Source organism: Rhodococcus sp. 105337 (assembly GCF_012844225.1).
GTDB lineage: Bacteria > Actinomycetota > Actinomycetes > Mycobacteriales > Mycobacteriaceae > Rhodococcus.
In genome coordinates, this window is the sequence record NZ_JABAGQ010000007.1 from 19312 (window position 1) to 37360 (window position 18049).

Genomic DNA, 18049 nt, shown 5'->3' on the forward strand with positions numbered 1-18049 from the left:
GTCGTCGCTACGGCTTACCACACGCGACGGACACCGCAACGATTGTGCAGGTCGAACGCGAGGACCGCCTGAGCGCACATACGAGACCCGAGGCGGGACCTGGCTCGCAGGACGGGGTGCAGTGTGGAAGAGGTCACTCGGGAAGGTCGAACAGCGGAATCTGGTCGCGCATCGTCAGGCGATCGATCTCCGCCCGGTATCTCTCGCCGAGTTCCTCGGCGACATGCGGCGGGCATCCCAGCTCGCTACCGATCTCTTCCCAGCTGTGACCGGCTTCGCGGCGCTCCCACGCGAAGCCGCCGTCCTCGTCCCACGGCGCCGACATGAACAGATACTGCACGTGCGCACGCCGGACCGCAGCGGAAATTCCGAACGAAAGTGTCGTGCATGTCCGGGGCCCGTGAACCGGGACCTCCCCGTCGCGCGGCGACGACGACGCGGGTCAGAGGCAGGCGACGAGGATTGCTGCGAGACCGCCGATCATGGCGGCGAATGCCATGCCCGCACCGAGGGATCCCATGAGGACACCTCCGGCGATACCCCCCAGCAGTACCAGGCACGCGAACAGTGCGGGGCCGGCCCAGGAGTGCTCGACGAACGCGGTCTCCGACAGGTCCGACGCGCTGCGACGCGTACCGGCGACACTCGGCTGCGCCCAAGAACCCGGACTATTGGGACTTTTCGGGCCTGCCAATGGGTTAGGGGGTACTACGGTCGTCATTCGCTGTCTCCAACTTTCGTCTCACTCGAGTGCCGAGCAGAACCCGGAGAGGCCTTGCGGCTCGATCTCGTAGATTCTCTGGCTCACCGACGTGCTGGGAGCTATGCCCCGGACGTCGCACCCCTAAACAACGCGCGCACGCCCCTGGCCCGGGAGACCGGACCGTGAAAGGAAATTTCTGCTGGGTCAAGAATACTCGATTGTGTCCTGCGTCACGCGATGTTCGGGATCCATCTCGTCGGGTAGCCGTTACAAGTGACATCGCTGGAGCCCATCGACCCCAAGTGCGAAGGAGCAACACACGATGACCCAGACCAACACCGCGGCGCTGCTCACCCAGCTCCGCACCTTGCACCAGCTCACCCACGCCGAAACCCAGGTGGCAGAGACCCGTGTCGCACAGGCCCGTACCGAAGCGGTGCGGCGGGAGCTGACCGAGAACGCTCAGAACTGCCGCGTCCGCGCCGTTGCGATCGAGGAAGCCATCCGCGAGCTCGGCGGGCTGCCCGACGTGATCGGCCCGGTCCTCGGCCGCGCGACCACCGCCGTCAAGACACTGACCGAACAGGCGCAGCCGTTCGACGAGGCACTGCTCGGTGACCTCGCTCTCGAACACCAGCTGCTCGACCGCGCCCGCTACGTCAAGGCGCTGGCGACGGCGGACGGCAACTCGTCGATCGTGTCGCTCGCGAACAAGCTCATCAAGGCTCACAGCGCGACTGTCGAGTGGCTGACCACCGTGATCGCCGAAGAGGCACTCGGTGGGCCCGCAGCCTTGCGGCGCACACCGCTCCAGGCGGCAGCCGGCGCGGCCGTGCGCTTGGTGAATACCCCGGTCAACTGGTCCACCCGCGGCCTCGACCGTGCCATCGACGCAGCCCGCTCGACCCGCCCGCGGATCGAGTCGATCCTGACACGCGGCGCACATGCCGGTGACGTCGCGGCCAAGACCCTCGGAGCCAGCCGCGATTCGGCTCTCGAGACTGCGGAACGGGTCAGCCGACGCGAGGGTGCGGACGGCACGGCGGAAGCCCTGCACCGGGTGCGCACCGCATCGGGTGTCCTCGCCGCGGACGAGTTGCCGATCGAGGATTACGACAAGCTCAACGTCAGCAGCGCCGTCGCAGCGGTGAAGGAACTCACCGAAGCGTCCGACATCCGCGCAATCGTTGCGTACGAGGAAGCACACAAGAATCGTCACGGCGTCGTATCCGCCGCCCAGACGCGCCTCGCGGCCATCGCCCAAGAGGTGCTCAGCTAGCCCGCACCAGGGCGCACACCCGAGCGAGTCGCCGGGTCCGGAGTCTCCGGGCCCGGCGATTTCCGTTCGTGCAGTACCTCGTGTCCACCGCACCCCGAATGGGTACGCGGCAGGACGAGGAATCAACCGGAGAGGACCATCATGACCAAGTTGCTTTTCGCGGTCTCCGCGGCCGACCATTGGACGCTGAGCGACGGCACGCAGCATCCCACAGGGTTCTGGGCCGAAGAGCTGGTCGAGCCGTACAACGTGTTCGACCAGGCAGGTTACGACATCACGGTCGCCACGCCGGGCGGACGTACGCCGGTCGTCGACCAGGCCAGTCTCGAGCCCGATGCGGCGGGCGGCGAGGACCGCGCCGCGGAGCTGAAAAAGGCATTGGAGGAGCTTCAGCCGACGCTGGCCGGCGCCGCAGTCCTCGAGGACGTCGACGCCGCCGACTACGACCTGCTGTTCGTCCCCGGCGGTCACGGACCCATGCAGGACCTCGCCGTCGACGAGCGGTTCGGTGAACTCGTACGTCACTTCACGGAATCGGGGAAGGTCGTCGCGATGGTGTGCCACGCCCCCGCCGCACTCTTGCCCGCGTTCGCCTCCGGTGGCCGCTGGTTGTTCGAGGGCTACAAGCTGACCGGGTTCACCAACATCGAGGAAGTACAGGCCGGACTGGCCGGCAAGGCACCGTGGCTTCTGCAGGACCGGCTTCAGGAAGCCGGCGCCCTGTTCTCCTCGGGAGACGCATGGCAGCCGCACCTGGTGGTCGACCGCACGTTGTACACGGGCCAGAACCCGGCCTCGTCGCGGCCACTCGCAGAACGTGTGGTGAGCGACCTCGCTGCACGGTGAGCGCTGCGCCGTTCGGGCGGTGACCGCTCAGGCGGTCACCTTCCGGGCGAAGGCGATCGTGCGCGCGAGCGCGTCCCGAGCGTCGGGGGTGGAGAGGTCGAACTGGTACTCGTGTTCCAATTCCGGCTCGTGGCCGTCCGGGTAGAACAGCGAATCCACCTCGACGCCGAGGCCGGTCAGCCTCTCCGCGAACGGCCGGGACTGCGTCGCGGTGAGCGGGTCGCCATTGCCGCCGGTGATGTAGGTGGGTGGGAAGTTCGCGGTGACGAGATCGAGAGTCGACATCTGCCGCGCGGCCTCCGACTCCGCGAACTTTCGTTCCCCGAGGTAGGCCCACATCGCTTGCTCGACGCCACAGCGGATCAGGTCACTGCCGCCGCCCAGGGCAGCCACGTTGTAGATTCCGCAATTGAGAACCACCCCCCTGACCTGGCCGGACGCGAAGTGGGGACTGATACCGAGCCTGGCGGCATAGGACGGGTCCGTCACAGCCAGGGCGAGCTGGGCCGTCAGCTGAGCGCCGGCCGAATCTCCCGCCAGAACGATGCGCTCGGTGTCGATGTGGAGTTCTTCGGCGTGGTCGAGCAGGTAGCGTTGCGCGTCCGCCAACTGTTCGACCGCAGCGGGATAACTGTGTCGCGGCGCGAGTGAATAGCCGACGGAGACGACGGTGAACCCGGCGTCCGCCAGGCGCCGGTAGTAGCCGGCGTAGTCGGCGCGGCTACCGGCGATCCAGGCTCCGCCGTGCACCCACACGATCGTCGGGAGCGCCGAGGTTGCCCCGGTGGGACTGTAGACATCAAGGCAGGCGTCCACGTCCCCGTCCCGATACCGGAGACCGCCGACGAACTGCGTCTCGGGGGCTCCATCGTCGAGTTTCGCCGTGAGCCGCTTCGCGTCGCGCTCGAACACGGCCCGGACCACGAATGCGCCGGGAACCGGCGTCAGGGCCAGCGCGGAGTAACCCCGGGCGACCGCGTCGGCGATAGCCCCGACCATCCGTGGTCCGGCGCCGCGACGCGGAGTAGGGGCCGTATCTGTTTTTGCTTGCGACACCCGTGGCTCCTACTCGTCGTTACCGTGGAAACCCGCACCGTCCGGGACCCCACCGATCATGCCAAACAATGCGGCGGCGTCCCGGAACACGGCTGTCGGCGAGGCTGCACGCCACCGTCAGTGAAAAAGCCTGTCCACGAAGGCGTGGAGATTCTCGCGAACGCGCGCGATCTTTTCTTCGGGGCCGAGATCCTCGCGGTACCGGCTTCCGAGTGCGGGCTTCTTCTTGCCCCGCGCATACAGCGAACATGCCAGGTCGATGCACATGTAGGTGCCGAGGGTGTTGCCTGCGCGACCCGCGTCACCGACCTTCCCGGCACTCATCAAGGCGATCCCGCCTCGCGTGTGGGTGGTCAGGCACACCGTGCACATCTGCGACTTACCGGAACCGTTCGGTTCGAATCGCATCGCGATCCCGACGAGACCGGTCTCGCGGGGTACGACGATGTATCCGCGGCCTGGATACGCGGGGTCGGTCCATCCCAGGAAATCCAGATCCTCCCAGGGCCGGTCGGCGAGGTCGCGGGGCGCCGGCAGCCGCTTGGCCTCCCCTTTGGAGCAGTTGACGAACGAGGCTCTGATGTCCCGCTCGGTGATCGCGTCCATGCGGTGTCTCCTCAATCGTTTGCACGGCTAACCGAAGGGACGGTACGCGCGGAGGCCGAGCGGGGACAAACGTTTTTCGGTCCTCAGGCTGCCGGAACGGCGGAGGCGGCCACAGGAGCGTCCACCCGGGTGCGACGCATGCCGATCACGTACAGCGCAAGTCCGACGACGATCCATGCCGCGAGAGTGCACGCCGCCACGAGCCCGCCCGTTCCCTGGAAGTAGGCCGCGGAGCGCACGAGGGTCCCGGCTGCGCCGGGGGGAAGGATCTGGCCGAACGTGCCGAGCCCGCTCGGGAGCCATGCAGAGGTCGTGGAGATTCCGGCGAGGGGATTTCCGAGGAACATCATCGCCATCGCACCGATGGTGAAACCTTTGGCCCCGAACAGTTTCTGGAGCCCGGCCAGCGGGAACGCCAGTGCCGCAATCCCCATGGCGATAGAACCTGCCACTGCCCAGAATCCCGTGTCCACGCTGCCGAACGCGTAGGTGAGAACGGCGGCGACGATGGTCCCACCGACGGCGGCGAAGGTGAACAGCCCCGCCAGATACCAGCCGTTGCTGCGCGGGAGAATTTTGCGGAACGCGACGACCGGGACGATGCCGCCGAACACGAGAGGGAAGGCCAGTCCGCCGATTCCGACACCGGTGGGGTCCGACGCAGGCAGCGGGACCACGTCCTCCACCGTGACCGGCGAGGCCGTCACCTGGCCGACAGCGTTGGCCGTACCGGCGAGTGTGCCGGAGATCGTGGCCGAACCGGCACTGGCAACCAGCGCGTGCACACCCGACTCTTCGACGACGAACCCTCCGACGATCTCTCGGTCGAGGATGGCGTCGCGCAGATCCTGTTCCGAGTCGTACCACTGGGGTGTGTAGGCGTCGGGAGCGGCGGTCACGAGGGCCTGCTCGAAGTCGTCGACGACCCCCGACGTCCCGGCCAGGCCCACGCTCAGGTCGTGCGCCCCGCTCTTCAGCGACGGCATGATGAAGACCATCAGCAGGAGAACAAGGATCACGCCGAGGCCGGCGGTCATACCCAGCAGCATGAACGCCGAGTGAGGTGTGCGCTTGTTCACGACGGTGGACGGGTCCGCGTCACGAGCGGGCGTATCGGCGGTCAGGTGGGACATCGACTCTTCTTTCACAACGAACCCGGCTATAACCGGATGACATTCCTCCGATTATAGCGGAAGATAACCCTCCGGTTGGAGATCTGGTGTCAAATGGAACACGACCCGTCCCTCGTGCAGCCATCACCGGCACCCGACGAAAGAGAACTCATGCGTTCCGATGCCGCCAAGCGTCGCCAGGCGATAATCCGGGAAGCACGGCGCCTGTTCGCGGCAGAAGGAAGCGACGTCGCACTCGAGCACATCGCGGAGGCCGCGGGAGTGGGGATCGCCACTCTGTACCGCAACTTCGACTCGCGGGCCGCCCTGGCCGACGAGGTCTCGCTGTCCATCCTCGGCGAGATCCAGGACGCCGCCGACGAGGCACTCGATCTGATCGGCAGCGCTCCGGACACCGCATGGGTCGACTTCGTCCACCGGCTCGTGGATTTGGATCTGGGTGCCCTCGCCGCGGCACTGGCCGATTTCGTCGCAGACGAGATCTCCGGGCCCGTCCGGGATTCACAGGCGCGAACGCTCGCCGGGGTCGAGAATCTGCTCGCCGCCGCGCGATCCGAAGGACTCGTCCGCCCGGATCTCGGCGCACTCGAACTCGTCCTCGCGATCGGTATGATCACCCGCCCCCAGCCCGACGCGATTCGCCGGGCGACGCCCGGCCTTGTGCCGCAACTCGTTTCGATATTTCTGGCGGGGATGCGGCCGTGACACACACCGCGTGAGAGATCTCACCCGCCACGACACGTCGGACAAGTGGGACAATAGAAGAGTCGGCTCGCGGGCTCCGGCACGTCCATCCGTATGGGTGCGGCGCCCCGTGTCTGCGTCACTGCGTTCCCCCGCAGATGGCACGACAATCGTCTCGGTGCCGCGATAACGCCCACCGGACGGTCGATTCCGACACCCGCGTGCACAAGAAAGCAGTCCCCATGCAGTTCTCGACCGGTCAAATCGTTGTCCATCCCCACCACGGCCCAGCAACCGTCACCGAGATCTTCGACCGGACGATCAAGACCACTCGGCTGTCCTATCTCCGGCTCGCCATCCACCGGTCCGATCTCACGATCGACGTACCCGTCGCCAAGGCGGAGGAACTCGGGCTCCGGGAAATCTACGACACGACGGAACTCAAAGATCTCTTCGAGGTTCTCCACGCACCCACACCCCCCGAAGACAACGGCTGGTCGCGCAGGTTCAAAGACCACCAGGACAAGCTGAGGCTCGGCGACCTCCTCGTCACCGCAGGCGTCGTCCGGGACCTGACTCGCCGTGAGCACCGGTGTGGCCTCTCATTGGGTGAGAAGAAGATGCTCCGGTCTGCCCGCAACGGCGTGCTCACCGAGCTCTGCCTGGCGCTGTCCATCCCGGACGAACAGGCCGAGACGCTGCTGGACTCGGCCATCCTCGCGCCCCGGCCGGCCCTGGAACAGCAAGCTCTCGCTGCCGCCGGCTGAACAGGCGGACAACACGTACGCGTCCGGCGCGCGCCCTCCCGACCGCCGTCCGTTCATACTCGGCTCTCCGACGGTTCGTCGCCGGCGCTCCCGGGCAGCGCGAGTCCCGGCATCAGCTGCTGCAGCGTCGCCTCCCAGTGGCGAGCCCGGTCCGGGAAACACGCCGTGAGCACGTCGACCATGGCGGCAGGCGCGACGGACGCGCCGGGTGACGCCCCCAGCAGACCCGCGATGGAACCGTCCGCGCCGGTGACGATCTCGGTTCCGAACGTCAGCACTCCCACCTTGCGCCGATCCGGCTTGATCAGTTGTGCGCGCTGACCCGCGTCGATCGAGTACCACTCGCCGGGCGACGCTGCCGGATGAAACCGTTGCAACTGACCGAACTTCCGTTCCGGTGAAGCCAGAAGCTGTCCGACGAGGTAGCGAACCAGCGACACGTTCTGGAGGCCCACCGCGAGAAGCGAACAGATGTTGTGCAGTCGAATCGTCGTGAGCAGGTCGGTGAGCCGCCCGTGTTTGAGCAGACGCGTACTGAAGGTCGCGTACGGGCCGAACATCAACGCGCCGTGGCCATCGACCACCCGCTTGTCGAGGTGCGGCACCGACATCGGCGGGGCGCCCGAGTCCGCCTGGCTGTAGACCTTCGCGTCGTGACGGGCCACCAGATCGGGGTTGTCGGTGCGGAGGAACTGCGCTCCTATCGGGAAGACCGCGTAACCGCGAACCTCCGGGATGCGTGCCTTCTGGAGGAGTTTGAGTGCGTACCCTCCTGCCCCGACGAAGACGAACCGGGACCGCACCGTGAATCGGTGGTCCCCGGTGTTGCCTCGCCCCGACACGGTCCATCGTCCGTCTCGATCGCGACGTAGCCGCGTCACCTCGTGGCCGGTCCGAACTTCCGCGCCGGACTCGCGCATTCCTTGGAGCAAACCCTGTGTCAGGGCGCCGAAGTCGACGTCGGTGCCGCGCTCGTCGCGGGTGGCCGCGACAACTCCGGACCCGGTTCGACCGTCCATCAGCAGCGGTGCCCATCGCGCGATGATGTCGGGATCCTCGGTGTACTCCATGTCCGAGAACAGCGGCGACCGGCGCAGTGTTTCGTATCGCTGTCGCAGATAGCGCACGTCGTGCTCCCCGAACACCACGTTAATGTGGGGTGTCGTATTCGTGAACGAAGCTGCGAGCACACCGGATTCGACGAGTGCCCCCCAGAACTGACGAGAGATCCGGAACTGCCGCCCGATTTCTGCGGCGCGCGACGGATCGCCGGGATCGGGCATGTAGTTGAGTTCGCAGAATCCCGCGTGGCCTGTTCCGGCGTTGTTCCACGCGGCGCTGCTTTCGGACGCCGTGTCGTCGAGGCGTTCGAGAACGAGGATCGACCAGTCGGGCTGAAGCCGGGTGAGCAACGCCCCCAGCGTCGCGGACATGATGCCGCCGCCGATCAGTACGGCGTCGTAGATCTCCGGTTGTGTCGGCCCACCGGTGGCGCGAATCTCCTGCACGTCTGCACACCTGCTTCCGTATCGAGGTCCTTCCAGAGTGCGCGCCAGGTGACCATTCCGTCCAATGACATCGTCGCTGGAATACGATCCGGATATGGATCGGTTTCTCTCGGACGAGACGGCCTCGGTAGTGCCATTGCTCGCTGCGTTCGACGCGGCAGCGAGAGAGGGGCACATCACGCACGCCGCGGACAGGCTGGGCGTCCCGCAGTCGTCGGTCAGTCGCCGCATCAAAGCCTTGGAACACACGATGGGCGTATCGCTGTTCCAGCAGATAGGACGCGGGGTGGCGCTGACAACGGCCGGGCGTGAACTGCACGCGCGCACCCGGGAGACGATCCGGGAACTCGACGACGCGATCAACACCGTCCGCAGCCACGCCGATCCCGACAGTGGGATCGTCCGGTTCGGCTTCCCCCTGACACTCGGTCCGGTCAGCGTCCCGTCGCTCCTCGCCGAATTCCATCGCGACGCCCCGCGCATTCGCCTCCACCTCGTTCAGGCACACGGTGAAGCACTGGCGGCGATGGTCCGAGACGGCCGACTCGATCTGGCCGTGATGATCCCGCCACCGGAGGATCTCGTCGTCACCGTCCTCGGCAGTCAACCGTTGTTGCTGCATGTCGCCGACACCCACCCGCTCGCGGAGCGAGACCGCGTCGACCTGGGCGAACTCGCCGACGAACACTTCATCGCCGGCCCACCCACCTACCACGTCCGCACCGAACTCGACAATTACTGCCGCGCAGCCGGATTCGATCCCTACATCGCGTTCGAGATCAGCGAGTTCGACACGATCCGCGCACTCGTCGCACAAGGACTCGGCATTGCGCTCCTGCCGCGAGCGGAGATCCCACAGCCCGGTGTCGCGACCGTGCAGGTCAGCGGGATCGCCGACCGCCCGATCGGACTGGCGATGGGCACACGCCATCCCTCCCCCGCGGCCCTTCGGCTGCACACACATGTCACGACACGGGCACAGTGGCCGCCGGAACCGTAGCCCGACCGGAACCGAACTGCGTCGTGCGCGGCCGTAACAGCCCCACCCGAACACCGATATCCCGGAAAGGACAGCACCCGCCCGACCGAAGGAGTACGGATGTCGACGCAACCTCCCCCCGATGGGTATGGGTACGGGTACGGACCGCCCCCGTTCGAACAGCCACCCCGGCGGCCGAAGTGGCCATGGGTTGTGGGCGGAGTGATCGTCGTTGCACTCATCGCGACTCTCGCCGGCCTCGCCGTCGTGCTCGTTCGCAACTCGGCCTCCGAGGCCGAGGACACGGCGGCTGCCGGTTCGCCGGCACGCACGGTCACCGTCACCGCCGGCTCGCCTACCACGTCCGCGCCACCGCCGGCAGCGACCGAGTCTGCGACTGCGGAGCCACAGGCACTGCCGACCGACGGGATCTTGAAAGTCGGGGTGGACATCGCACCGGGCGAATACGCAGTACGCCCCACCCGGTCCTACGGCGGTTACTGGGAGCGGCTGTCGTGCTTGACGGGGGACTTCACGTGCCTGCTGGCCAACGACAACGTGGAAGGCAACAGCTACGTGGTCGTCCTTCCGGGAGATGTCGCACTGCGGATCGACGGCCTCGAACTCGTTCCGACGGGCAATCCCGCCCCCGGCACGGCACCCCCGGCCGCGGGACCCGCACCGTCGAGTCCCCCGCTCGACAACACGGACGGCCAAGGTTTCGTCGGCGTGCCGCAGGCACGCTGCAATCACACCAACGCCGCCGTCTTCGCCGGACAGACTACCGAGTCGCTCGTTGTGGTCTGCGAGACCGGAGCGGGACGGTTGTACTACAAAGGGGTCCGACTCAGCGACGGAGCTGCTCTGGAGATCGACGATCCCGTGGCGTCGGGGAACGGTTTCACCGCGACCAACAACGGTGTGCAGTACCGCATCTCACCCGACGCACTTGTCATCACCGAGGGCTCGTCGCTGCTCGGCGAGGAACCGATGCTCCAATACTGGACCCGGTAGCGCTGTGCCACGTATTCGTTCTCACATCTCCGGAACCGGTAGTGGTCGGTAGTAACCGACAAACGGCGCCGGTGGGTCAAGTAGATTTCTCATCATGGCGAAGAACGAAATACCGCACCAAGATCTCAACCTTTCCCACATCGGCAAGTACGTGCGCGTGGACCTGAAGAACACGGTCACCGAGCACGAGACCCTGGCGGCAGGTGTTCTCACGCGCATCACCCATCACCTGAGCATCGAAGAAGACAACGCGCCGATCACCCGGATCACCGTCGAACTCGCCGGTACCGACGTGGACTTCGCGCTGCGTGACGACTGCCCCGTGCGGATCGCGGACAGTCTGAAAGAGTTGTTCGGCAACACCTGAGCCCGGCCGAGCGCACGGTCCCGGAAGGTCCCTGAACGGCCGACCCGGGGCCGTGCCGCAACGGGAGCGAACGGACACCGTGAGCCCGATGGTTCGTCGCCGCTACCGGCGATCTCTCCGAAGCCTCCCGACGCCGCTAGGATCCAGCGCGAAACGGAAGCCGGGACGCGACCGTGGCCGTCCACCGACCGACGACGACCGCGCCGATGATCGCTCGCCGCATCAGATTCGCCGCCCCACGCCGGGGCAACCCGGCGATATGATGCTCCATCGTCGCCGGAGACTCGGACCTGTTGTCCGCCAGCATCTTTGTCACATACACAGCCGCGAGCTGGTGGGAATCCATGGCACTGTGACCCAGGATCGGTATCGACACCAGCACCGCGCGGGGTACCAGATCTACGATCTTTTCTGCGATCGGAGGTGGTGTCCGCAGGTCGCGGCCACCGGAGATCACCGCGGTCGGCCACGAGAATGCCGGGATCTGCGCGGGAAAGTCGAAGGGTTCCCCTACGAACTCCGGATGCCGCGCCGCGGCAGCCGCGAAAATCTCCTGCTGGTCGAGCAGTTCACCGTCGGGCGGTAGCCCATATCCGAGCTCGCGGAAAGCAATCCGCGAAACAAGATCGGGTTCGAAGAAGAACGGTGCTCCTCCCCCGTCTATCTCGGCCGAGCCGGCGTTTGCCATCCGATTCCAGATGCGCCGTAACCGTCCGTTGCTCCGCTGGACGAGTAACTCCCGGAGAAGGTCCGGACCTCCGTACTCGTATGCGATCTGCACGACCACGTTGATCTCCGGCTCCGGCACCCCACGCGCGAGCGCGGTACGCAAGGCTTCGACTACCGGCGCCAGATCCGGATCGGTCGCTTCGAGAAACAGTCCGCGCCGGTACGAGCGTGCACCCTCGATGTCATCCGCAACGGACAGCATCGGCGAATCGAGGACCATTCCCACCACCCGATCCGGATACCGAACCCCGAAGCCCTGTGCAAGGTACGTGCCGTAGGACGAGCCGTAGACGATCACACGCTCGACCCCCGCATCATCGAGGACCGCGGCGAGATCCTCGACCACGTGGTCGACCGTGACCGCTTCGCTCGGCAGCTCGTTGCCGTGCAGATCGCGGCGCGACAACCCGACACCGCGATGCTCCATCATCAGGACGTCGAGTCCTGCATGCTCTGCTCGACGGCGCAAACTGCGATAGGGCAGGACGGAAGCAAGTCCCGGTCCGCCGGGCACCATGAGCACAGGAACTTTCCCGCGTGGGCCGGTCCGGACGTAGGCCAGCGGAAATTGTGTCTCGGTGCCGTCTCCGACCGGTCGCATCACTTCGTGCCCGTGGCTACCGGCGATCTTGCGGGCCGCCCTCTTCAGCACGGTCGCCTGGAGTGAAGCCATGTGCCCACTCAACCACGACGGACCGCCGTGCGAACAGAAGTGCTCCGAATCAATACTCGACATGTCCGTTGTGCGACCACTACAGTAGCGCCGTGAAGCTGCGCCCGAGCCTTCCTCCATGCGAGTGGCGTTCCGCGCGCCCGGACCTACCAGCCGGGATCCCCGAGACAGACGGAGTATTCGCGCGAATCGAGACGGAACCCCGCCGATGACCGAATCCGTGCACTGGCGCCTGGAACACGGCCCACGAAACGGGGAAACCATCGTCATGCTCCACGGCAACAATGCCGGGGGCTGGATGTGGGGTCCGCAGATCGAACGCCTCCCCGAGCGTCATCTGCTGACCCCGGATCTACCGGCGCTCGGCGAGCGCTACGGGCTGCGGTGGCCGGGGATGCGCGCTGCCGCCGACGACATCGCCGAGATCATCCGCAAACACGCAATCGGCGGAACCGCGCACGTCGTCGGCCTGTCACTCGGTGGGTTCGTCGCCGTTCATCTCGTGCATCGTCACCCCCAGCTCGTTCGCAGTTGCATGATCACAGGCGTTGCGTTCACCGGGCTGACGTCGCTCGAACGCTTCCTCATCCCGCCTCAGATCCCATTGTGGCGCAAACGTTGGTACTGGCGAGCACAGGCTGCGGCGTTCGGCGTTCCGGCCGACGGGAGGGACCTGTACGTCGAATCGGCAGTCCGCGTCTCCCCCGACACCAACCGGCGCATCTTCCGCGAGGTCGCCGAAAGCTCCATCCCTCCGGAGCCTTTCGCGTACTCCGGCCCGATATTGGCTGTCGCGGGCGAGAAGGAACAGCGCTCCGTGCGTGACGCCTTCCCCGCCCTGGGGAAAGCGCTCCCTCAACTGCAGACGTGGGTAGCGCCGGGGATGCACCATCCGTGGAACGTCGAAGATCCGGACCTCTTCACCACGGTCCTCCGCACATTCGCCGAGACCGGGGAACGGGAAGCGGCCGACGAGACCACCCGCCCCAATCCCTGACGGCGGGTCTCGACCCGCATCGCGGTGAGCCCGACCGACGGTGGGATCATTACCAGATGCCGATGCCCTCACCGCTCCCCGTCAGAGACGGCGTGGGACCGACGCGGCTGCAAGTACCGACTTCAGGGCCGTGGGAGACGATCGCCGAGTACACGGTGACGAGATTCGGCCATCTGGACCCCGACGAGCTGTACCGGCGGTTCGATGCGGGCGAGATCGTGGGCCGCGACGGCCACCCGATCGGCCGTCACACCGCGCTGGGTGTGCATCCTTTCGTCTGGTACTACCGCGACCTGCCGGCCGAGGAGCCGATTCCCTTTCACGAGGAGATCCTGCACACCGACGACAACCTCGTCGTGATCGACAAGCCGCACTTTCTTCCGACCACCCCGGGCGGTCGGTACCTGCGCGAGTCAGCACTCGTCCGCCTGCGGCTCCGTCTCGACAACCCGAACCTGACTCCGATCCATCGTCTCGACCGCGCGACGGCCGGCGTGGTGATGTTCTCTGCCCGGCCCGACACTCGCGGTGCGTACCAATCCATGTTCGAGAAGCGTCAGGTCACAAAGGTCTACGAGGCGGTGTCGACCCAGCCGACGTCATGGGATCCCGGCGTGCCGGCGCTCGGAGGTCGCCCGCTTCCCATCCTCTACCGCAACCACATCGCAGTTCATCGTGGAGAGCTTCGGGCCGTCGTCGACGACATTCGTGAGCCCAACGCCGAGACGCTGATCGATGTGTGCGCGACCGGCAGGAGTCTCTCGGGACGTGCTGTGCTGCACACGCTTCTGCGTCCACGCACCGGACGGATGCATCAGTTGCGAGTGCACCTCGCGGCGCTCGGGATCGGGATCCTGGGTGATCGCTGGTATCCCGAACTGTTGCCGGAAGCGCCCGACGACTATTCGCAGCCTCTCCAATTGCTCGCGCGGGAAGTCGAATTCACGGACCCACTGACCGGTGTGCCGCGCCGCTTCGTCACGCGACGCACTTTGGATGAAGCACCGATTTCGTAGGCCCTGTCTGCCTATCAGGCTTCACGCGGCCCGTGTCGCGATATGAAACGGAACGGCTGCCGTCCTCGCGGGCACAGCAGTTCTCGGCCTTCTGGGTGTCCAGGCCGGGAAAGCGTGGAAACGGGCACATGAGAAGAGGCGGGACCAAGCGGACATGGCACGAGCGCAACGATCACGACTGGAAGCGCGCGCAAGGCATCAGAACGAGTGGTATCTGGAGGGCGACAGCCGGGGCATCTACGGCGAGTTTCCGCGCGTCGACTTGGACAAGTTCTGGGAACCGCTCGCCACGTGCAGAACCCAGGTCCCCGGTCGCCGATCAGGGGCCTACTGCCGACTGTACGAGGCAGCGCTCGATCTGCCTGCAACCGCGGGTCGGTGTCGGCCAGTAGCGGGGCGATCCGGCGCACCCCGCTACGGACCGAAGCGGAAACCTCACCGCATCTCGAATCCCGTACAGCGTGTGAAGCTCTGCCAACCAACAACATTCGATCGGAAAGCGGACTTCACACCGTAGCTCACTCGACCACCGAACGAACGATCTCGGCGATGCGTTTCTCGGTGCCCTCGTCGACGGTCTCGAAGTACCACGCGGCGGGCATCAGCGCCCCGTCCGCCCCGCCTGCAGGTCGGAACGCAGCCTTCTCGGTGATCGCGAGATTCAAGCGTTCGTCATTGCGCAGGGTCACGAGCGCGGGGGTGCCGGCCGTTTTCGCGTAGGCAGGCATTCCGTACCAGATCCGCGGCTTCAGGGTCGGGGCCGTGGCCACGATGATGTCGTGCACACGCTTCACGACGGCCCGCCGCGGCTCTTCCATCTTCGAGATCTTGTCGAGCACCTGCGTCAGGTTTTTCTCGTCCTTCGAAGACATGTCACGTCCTTTCGTCAGCCGATGCCGGGCATCGGCGAAATGAAGTTGGCGTATCGATACGCCGCACTCCATCCGGACATGTCCTGACTGCTCAGGCCTCTCCGCGATGATTCACGTGGTCGTCACGTGGAAGCGCACGGTGGAACGTGCCACCGGAATCAGGATAGCGGTCATGCAGACACATGCCCCCGATACGACGGATTCCAGTCACATGTTCGACTAGAACCTCACCCACTTCCGGCACGGAACAACGTCACTGTCCTTCGTCGGATCGCGCAACTCACGAATGACGCGCAAATCTCAGAGGTCAGGAACTACACGTTGAAGCGGAACTTTAGCGAGTTCCCCGATATGCCGCCTGACCTGCAGAAATAGGCTACTATGCGGCAGTCCTAGCCCCGTTCTAGCCCCATAGGTCCACTCAGGGCAGCTTGTCAGACCAGCGTGAGACGATCCCTCCCATGACCTACATCCATTGGGCGCCCGACAACGGCGAAGTTCATCACTACACCGATACGGGCGGTCTCATCGGAATCATTCAGGGAAAAAAATTCTGGGCGACAAACATTCAGTTCATGAATGACTCGCTCGAGTATGATTTTGGCCTGCAGAAAGTGGCAAAATCCCTGGACGATGCCCTTGAAAGATTGAGGTCGAACGACTCGGAAGAAACTCCCTTCACAGCCGAACTCCAAGCATCCGTGCAGACCGTCATCAGAATGCTAAGGGGAGCCGGGTCAAATCCCAAGGATGGACAGTACGTGTGCTGCTTCTCCAGACATCCCGACGACCTCGGACAATGGCGCGGTTATGCGAAAGATGGGTACTGCATCACTTTCGATGAAGAACTGTTGACAAAGAGCCTAGCAAGCTCCCAGCCCGACGAACGGGCCGTGAGATGCGGCAACGTCGACTACGGCGGCCAAGCCTTCGGATGGACCGAGGCGGAATATACAGATGCAGTGCTGAAGCGCATGCACGAGATCCTCCATAATCCTGATTCGAATTTGTCGGACTACGGATTCTCCGCAGACGACCCCATTTTCGGAGAAATAGTCGATCAGAAAGACCTAAGTGCACTAGCTGCAATCGCCGGCGTGGCTGCCGTTCAGGGCCCGATTCCATTCCTCAAGGAATCATGCTTTGCCGCCGAAATGGAAATGCGGGTGTGCGTGTCACACCCCCACGGAGTTAAATTCCGCACTTCCGCCATAGGCCCGATTCCCTACGCCGAGTTGGCATTTGATCCGAACTCCATCAAGGCGGTAACCGTGGGGCCCGGATTGAATATGAATCTTCGACAAGCGACCCTCGAATACCTGCTGGCACACGAGTTCGGCAAAGACCACGAGATCGAGGTCCAGAATACGGGGCTGTCCTTCAGGGGTTAGCCCCTAATCGCCCGCAGGTCGGTAGGCGCCGATGAGGGCGCCGGTCGTGTCGCGCAGACACGCCACAGTAGAAACGGTACAAATAGCATGTGTATGGATGGCTTGTAGCCCTGATCGGTGTGATTGGTGGCCTGGTATCAGGGTCAGTGGCGTCGTTGATCGCTCCGTGGGCTCAGTGGGGCGCCGAGAAACGACGCGGGCAGCACCAGCGCAAGATCAACAAGATCAAGGTATGGCGCGGAGAGATCGACAAACTCCGGAAGGCAGTCGAGGAGTGCCGCGCGGCGTCGGACGTTACCGACTACAACCCCGACTACGAGTACTACCCGCTGAAGGAATCCGAACTTAAGCGCGCGCTCAATCTCGACACCCAGCAGTGGTACCACAGCCTTCTCGAACAGCTGGATGCCAATGAACGCAGCCAACTTGAGGCCGACCTGCGCGAGTACGCCCAAGAAAACAACGGCGAGCCTGCGATCGCCGCCCTGTCCAAGACGATTGAAAAGCTCGACAAGCGCTGGGGACTGACCTAGCGCCTGATCGCTCGCACGTTCGTCGGCTCCGGTACTGCCGGGTGCGCGAACGCAGCATTCATCGGATTGCTCCAATTCGGTACGAGAGTTGACGGGCGAGCGAACCGAGCACTGCTCAGGTTCTGTAATTGCTGCCGGTCTCTGACCGAACTGGGTACTGCTGATTTGCTCAACTGTCCGCGGACGCTGTCACGCGGGTAATGCGGGAAGCCGCTGATCCCGACCGGGTGCCGGGGTGTTGCGGTAAAAGCGGGCACTGCCCGGTTAACGCCAGGCTACGGCTACTGGTGGCCGCGCGCCAATGCAAACGCCCTGCTACCCGACGGAACTAGTTCCCGAGTAGTTCTGGGGTGTGGCTGTGGTAGCCGCTACTAAGGCACCGTGCGTTCCTAGCTGCGACGATCCGTCGTTCGTAACTGACTTACAACTGGTGGCGCGAGTCGGGGATAGCAGACCGTTCTTACATAGCACGCACTGCCACGGCTCAGCGTGGTCCGAGAGACCAATGCTAAGGGAACAACAGATGACTACGTTGTGATCGAGAATAAGAGCACCGCTATCACGGCTGAGGAACTGCGCATAGACCTTCAGGAATGGCAGAACTCGGTGTTCCGCCAGAATGACGACCCATTCAGTCTCCCGCCTCTCCATAAAATCCGGTGGCCTGCCGCGTTTTCAATGGGCGACGCGACGCAGATCAACGCGACGCTCACCTGGACGGAACCGAGCGGGCCTCAGTCCGTCGAGTTGCCGGTGACTTATAGCTAGCTGATCCAACCGCCAAATACTTTAATCACGTTGAGCGCCTCGCCCTGCGGGCGAGGCGCTCTCGGGTGCTGGCTCGGAAAGGCCGCCGCTAGCCCTGCCTTAGCCCCAGCAGGGGCTAATCAGCCACT

19 protein-coding genes are annotated in these 18049 nt (G+C 64.9%); 11 read left to right on the forward strand and 8 right to left on the reverse strand.

From position 1 onward, the window contains the following. Positions 1–133: 133 nt before the first annotated feature. Entirely contained in the window at positions 134–325 is a 192-nt protein-coding gene (locus HF886_RS12740) for a hypothetical protein (RefSeq protein ID WP_169621575.1), read from the reverse strand. A gap of 117 nt (positions 326–442) precedes the next feature. Then, positions 443–694, reverse strand: coding sequence for a hypothetical protein (locus HF886_RS12745; protein WP_169652482.1), 252 nt, complete (start codon positions 692–694; stop codon positions 443–445). A gap of 331 nt (positions 695–1025) precedes the next feature. Here HF886_RS12745 and HF886_RS12750 point away from each other — a divergent pair, with 331 nt between their 5' ends. Next, the gene (locus HF886_RS12750; protein ID WP_169621573.1) at positions 1026–1982 is read left to right on the forward strand and encodes a ferritin-like domain-containing protein; all 957 of its coding nucleotides are present in this window, start codon (positions 1026–1028) and stop codon (positions 1980–1982) included. Positions 1983–2123: 141 nt separating this feature from the next. Further along, on the forward strand, positions 2124–2828 hold the full coding sequence (locus HF886_RS12755; protein WP_169621572.1) for a type 1 glutamine amidotransferase domain-containing protein: 705 nt from the start codon (positions 2124–2126) through the stop codon (positions 2826–2828). A 27-nt stretch (positions 2829–2855) separates the two neighbouring features. On the opposite strand, the gene HF886_RS12760 is transcribed toward HF886_RS12755, so the two are convergent. The 3 genes from HF886_RS12760 to HF886_RS12770 all read right to left on the reverse strand — a co-directional run bounded on the left by HF886_RS12760 (position 2856) and on the right by HF886_RS12770 (position 5623). Then, complete coding sequence (locus HF886_RS12760; RefSeq protein ID WP_169652483.1) at positions 2856–3827, reverse strand: alpha/beta hydrolase; 972 nt, start codon at positions 3825–3827, stop codon at positions 2856–2858. Between the two features lie 174 nt (positions 3828–4001). Then, complete coding sequence (locus HF886_RS12765) at positions 4002–4490, reverse strand: FBP domain-containing protein (protein ID WP_169652484.1); 489 nt, start codon at positions 4488–4490, stop codon at positions 4002–4004. Positions 4491–4573: 83 nt separating this feature from the next. Then, entirely contained in the window at positions 4574–5623 is a 1050-nt protein-coding gene (locus HF886_RS12770; protein ID WP_206038760.1) for an ABC transporter permease, read from the reverse strand. A gap of 150 nt (positions 5624–5773) precedes the next feature. On the opposite strand from HF886_RS12770, the gene HF886_RS12775 reads away from it, so the two are divergent. Together HF886_RS12775 and HF886_RS12780 are read left to right on the forward strand one after the other, a co-directional pair. Further along, positions 5774–6328 carry a TetR/AcrR family transcriptional regulator gene (locus tag HF886_RS12775; protein WP_169621570.1) on the forward strand — a complete coding sequence of 185 codons (555 nt, stop codon included), beginning with the start codon at positions 5774–5776 and terminating at the stop codon, positions 6326–6328. 221 nt (positions 6329–6549) lie between these two features. Then, entirely contained in the window at positions 6550–7074 is a 525-nt protein-coding gene (locus tag HF886_RS12780; protein ID WP_169621569.1) for a CarD family transcriptional regulator, read from the forward strand. A gap of 53 nt (positions 7075–7127) precedes the next feature. Here the strand turns inward: HF886_RS12780 and mqo are convergent, their stop codons facing one another. Then, complete coding sequence (gene mqo / locus HF886_RS12785) at positions 7128–8582, reverse strand: malate dehydrogenase (quinone) (protein ID WP_346765359.1); 1455 nt, start codon at positions 8580–8582, stop codon at positions 7128–7130. Between the two features lie 94 nt (positions 8583–8676). On the opposite strand from mqo, the gene HF886_RS12790 reads away from it, so the two are divergent. The 3 genes from HF886_RS12790 to HF886_RS12800 all read left to right on the forward strand — a co-directional run bounded on the left by HF886_RS12790 (position 8677) and on the right by HF886_RS12800 (position 10942). Beyond that, the gene (locus HF886_RS12790) at positions 8677–9582 is read left to right on the forward strand and encodes a LysR substrate-binding domain-containing protein (protein WP_169652486.1); all 906 of its coding nucleotides are present in this window, start codon (positions 8677–8679) and stop codon (positions 9580–9582) included. A gap of 201 nt (positions 9583–9783) precedes the next feature. Beyond that, entirely contained in the window at positions 9784–10575 is a 792-nt protein-coding gene (locus tag HF886_RS12795; protein WP_169652487.1) for a hypothetical protein, read from the forward strand. Positions 10576–10669: 94 nt separating this feature from the next. After that, entirely contained in the window at positions 10670–10942 is a 273-nt protein-coding gene (locus tag HF886_RS12800; protein ID WP_169621565.1) for a hypothetical protein, read from the forward strand. 136 nt (positions 10943–11078) lie between these two features. On the opposite strand, the gene HF886_RS12805 is transcribed toward HF886_RS12800, so the two are convergent. Further along, positions 11079–12344, reverse strand: a complete 1266-nt coding sequence (locus tag HF886_RS12805; RefSeq protein WP_169621564.1) for an alpha/beta fold hydrolase — start codon at positions 12342–12344, stop codon at positions 11079–11081. A 208-nt stretch (positions 12345–12552) separates the two neighbouring features. On the opposite strand from HF886_RS12805, the gene HF886_RS12810 reads away from it, so the two are divergent. Then, a complete protein-coding gene (locus tag HF886_RS12810) occupies positions 12553–13341 on the forward strand; it encodes an alpha/beta hydrolase (RefSeq protein WP_169652488.1) in 789 nt (262 codons plus the stop codon). A 56-nt stretch (positions 13342–13397) separates the two neighbouring features. Continuing rightward, positions 13398–14357, forward strand: a complete 960-nt coding sequence (locus tag HF886_RS12815; RefSeq protein ID WP_169652489.1) for a pseudouridine synthase — start codon at positions 13398–13400, stop codon at positions 14355–14357. A 518-nt stretch (positions 14358–14875) separates the two neighbouring features. Here HF886_RS12815 and HF886_RS12820 read toward each other — a convergent pair. After that, positions 14876–15229, reverse strand: coding sequence for a DUF1801 domain-containing protein (locus tag HF886_RS12820; RefSeq protein ID WP_169652490.1), 354 nt, complete (start codon positions 15227–15229; stop codon positions 14876–14878). A 461-nt stretch (positions 15230–15690) separates the two neighbouring features. Here HF886_RS12820 and HF886_RS12825 point away from each other — a divergent pair, with 461 nt between their 5' ends. Together HF886_RS12825 and HF886_RS12830 are read left to right on the forward strand one after the other, a co-directional pair. Continuing rightward, on the forward strand, positions 15691–16620 hold the full coding sequence (locus HF886_RS12825; protein WP_169652491.1) for a DUF2971 domain-containing protein: 930 nt from the start codon (positions 15691–15693) through the stop codon (positions 16618–16620). Between the two features lie 146 nt (positions 16621–16766). Further along, positions 16767–17153, forward strand: a complete 387-nt coding sequence (locus HF886_RS12830; RefSeq protein WP_169652492.1) for a hypothetical protein — start codon at positions 16767–16769, stop codon at positions 17151–17153. Positions 17154–18049: the final 896 nt, after the last annotated feature.

Coding starts and splice junctions, on each gene's coding strand:
- HF886_RS12750 (WP_169621573.1), top strand. CDS start 1,026: ATGACCCAGACCAACACCGCGGCGCTGCTCACCCAGCTCCGCACCTTG.
- HF886_RS12775 (WP_169621570.1), top strand. CDS start 5,774: ATGCGTTCCGATGCCGCCAAGCGTCGCCAGGCGATAATCCGGGAAGCA.
- HF886_RS12760 (WP_169652483.1), bottom strand. CDS start 3,827: ATGGTCGGGGCTATCGCCGACGCGGTCGCCCGGGGTTACTCCGCGCTG.
- HF886_RS12805 (WP_169621564.1), bottom strand. CDS start 12,344: ATGGCTTCACTCCAGGCGACCGTGCTGAAGAGGGCGGCCCGCAAGATC.
- HF886_RS12815 (WP_169652489.1), top strand. CDS start 13,398: ATGCCGATGCCCTCACCGCTCCCCGTCAGAGACGGCGTGGGACCGACG.
- HF886_RS12740 (WP_169621575.1), bottom strand. CDS start 325: ATGTCGGCGCCGTGGGACGAGGACGGCGGCTTCGCGTGGGAGCGCCGC.
- HF886_RS12765 (WP_169652484.1), bottom strand. CDS start 4,490: ATGGACGCGATCACCGAGCGGGACATCAGAGCCTCGTTCGTCAACTGC.
- HF886_RS12790 (WP_169652486.1), top strand. CDS start 8,677: ATGGATCGGTTTCTCTCGGACGAGACGGCCTCGGTAGTGCCATTGCTC.
- HF886_RS12770 (WP_206038760.1), bottom strand. CDS start 5,623: ATGTCCCACCTGACCGCCGATACGCCCGCTCGTGACGCGGACCCGTCC.
- HF886_RS12810 (WP_169652488.1), top strand. CDS start 12,553: ATGACCGAATCCGTGCACTGGCGCCTGGAACACGGCCCACGAAACGGG.
- HF886_RS12800 (WP_169621565.1), top strand. CDS start 10,670: ATGGCGAAGAACGAAATACCGCACCAAGATCTCAACCTTTCCCACATC.
- HF886_RS12820 (WP_169652490.1), bottom strand. CDS start 15,229: ATGTCTTCGAAGGACGAGAAAAACCTGACGCAGGTGCTCGACAAGATC.
- HF886_RS12755 (WP_169621572.1), top strand. CDS start 2,124: ATGACCAAGTTGCTTTTCGCGGTCTCCGCGGCCGACCATTGGACGCTG.
- HF886_RS12780 (WP_169621569.1), top strand. CDS start 6,550: ATGCAGTTCTCGACCGGTCAAATCGTTGTCCATCCCCACCACGGCCCA.
- HF886_RS12825 (WP_169652491.1), top strand. CDS start 15,691: ATGACCTACATCCATTGGGCGCCCGACAACGGCGAAGTTCATCACTAC.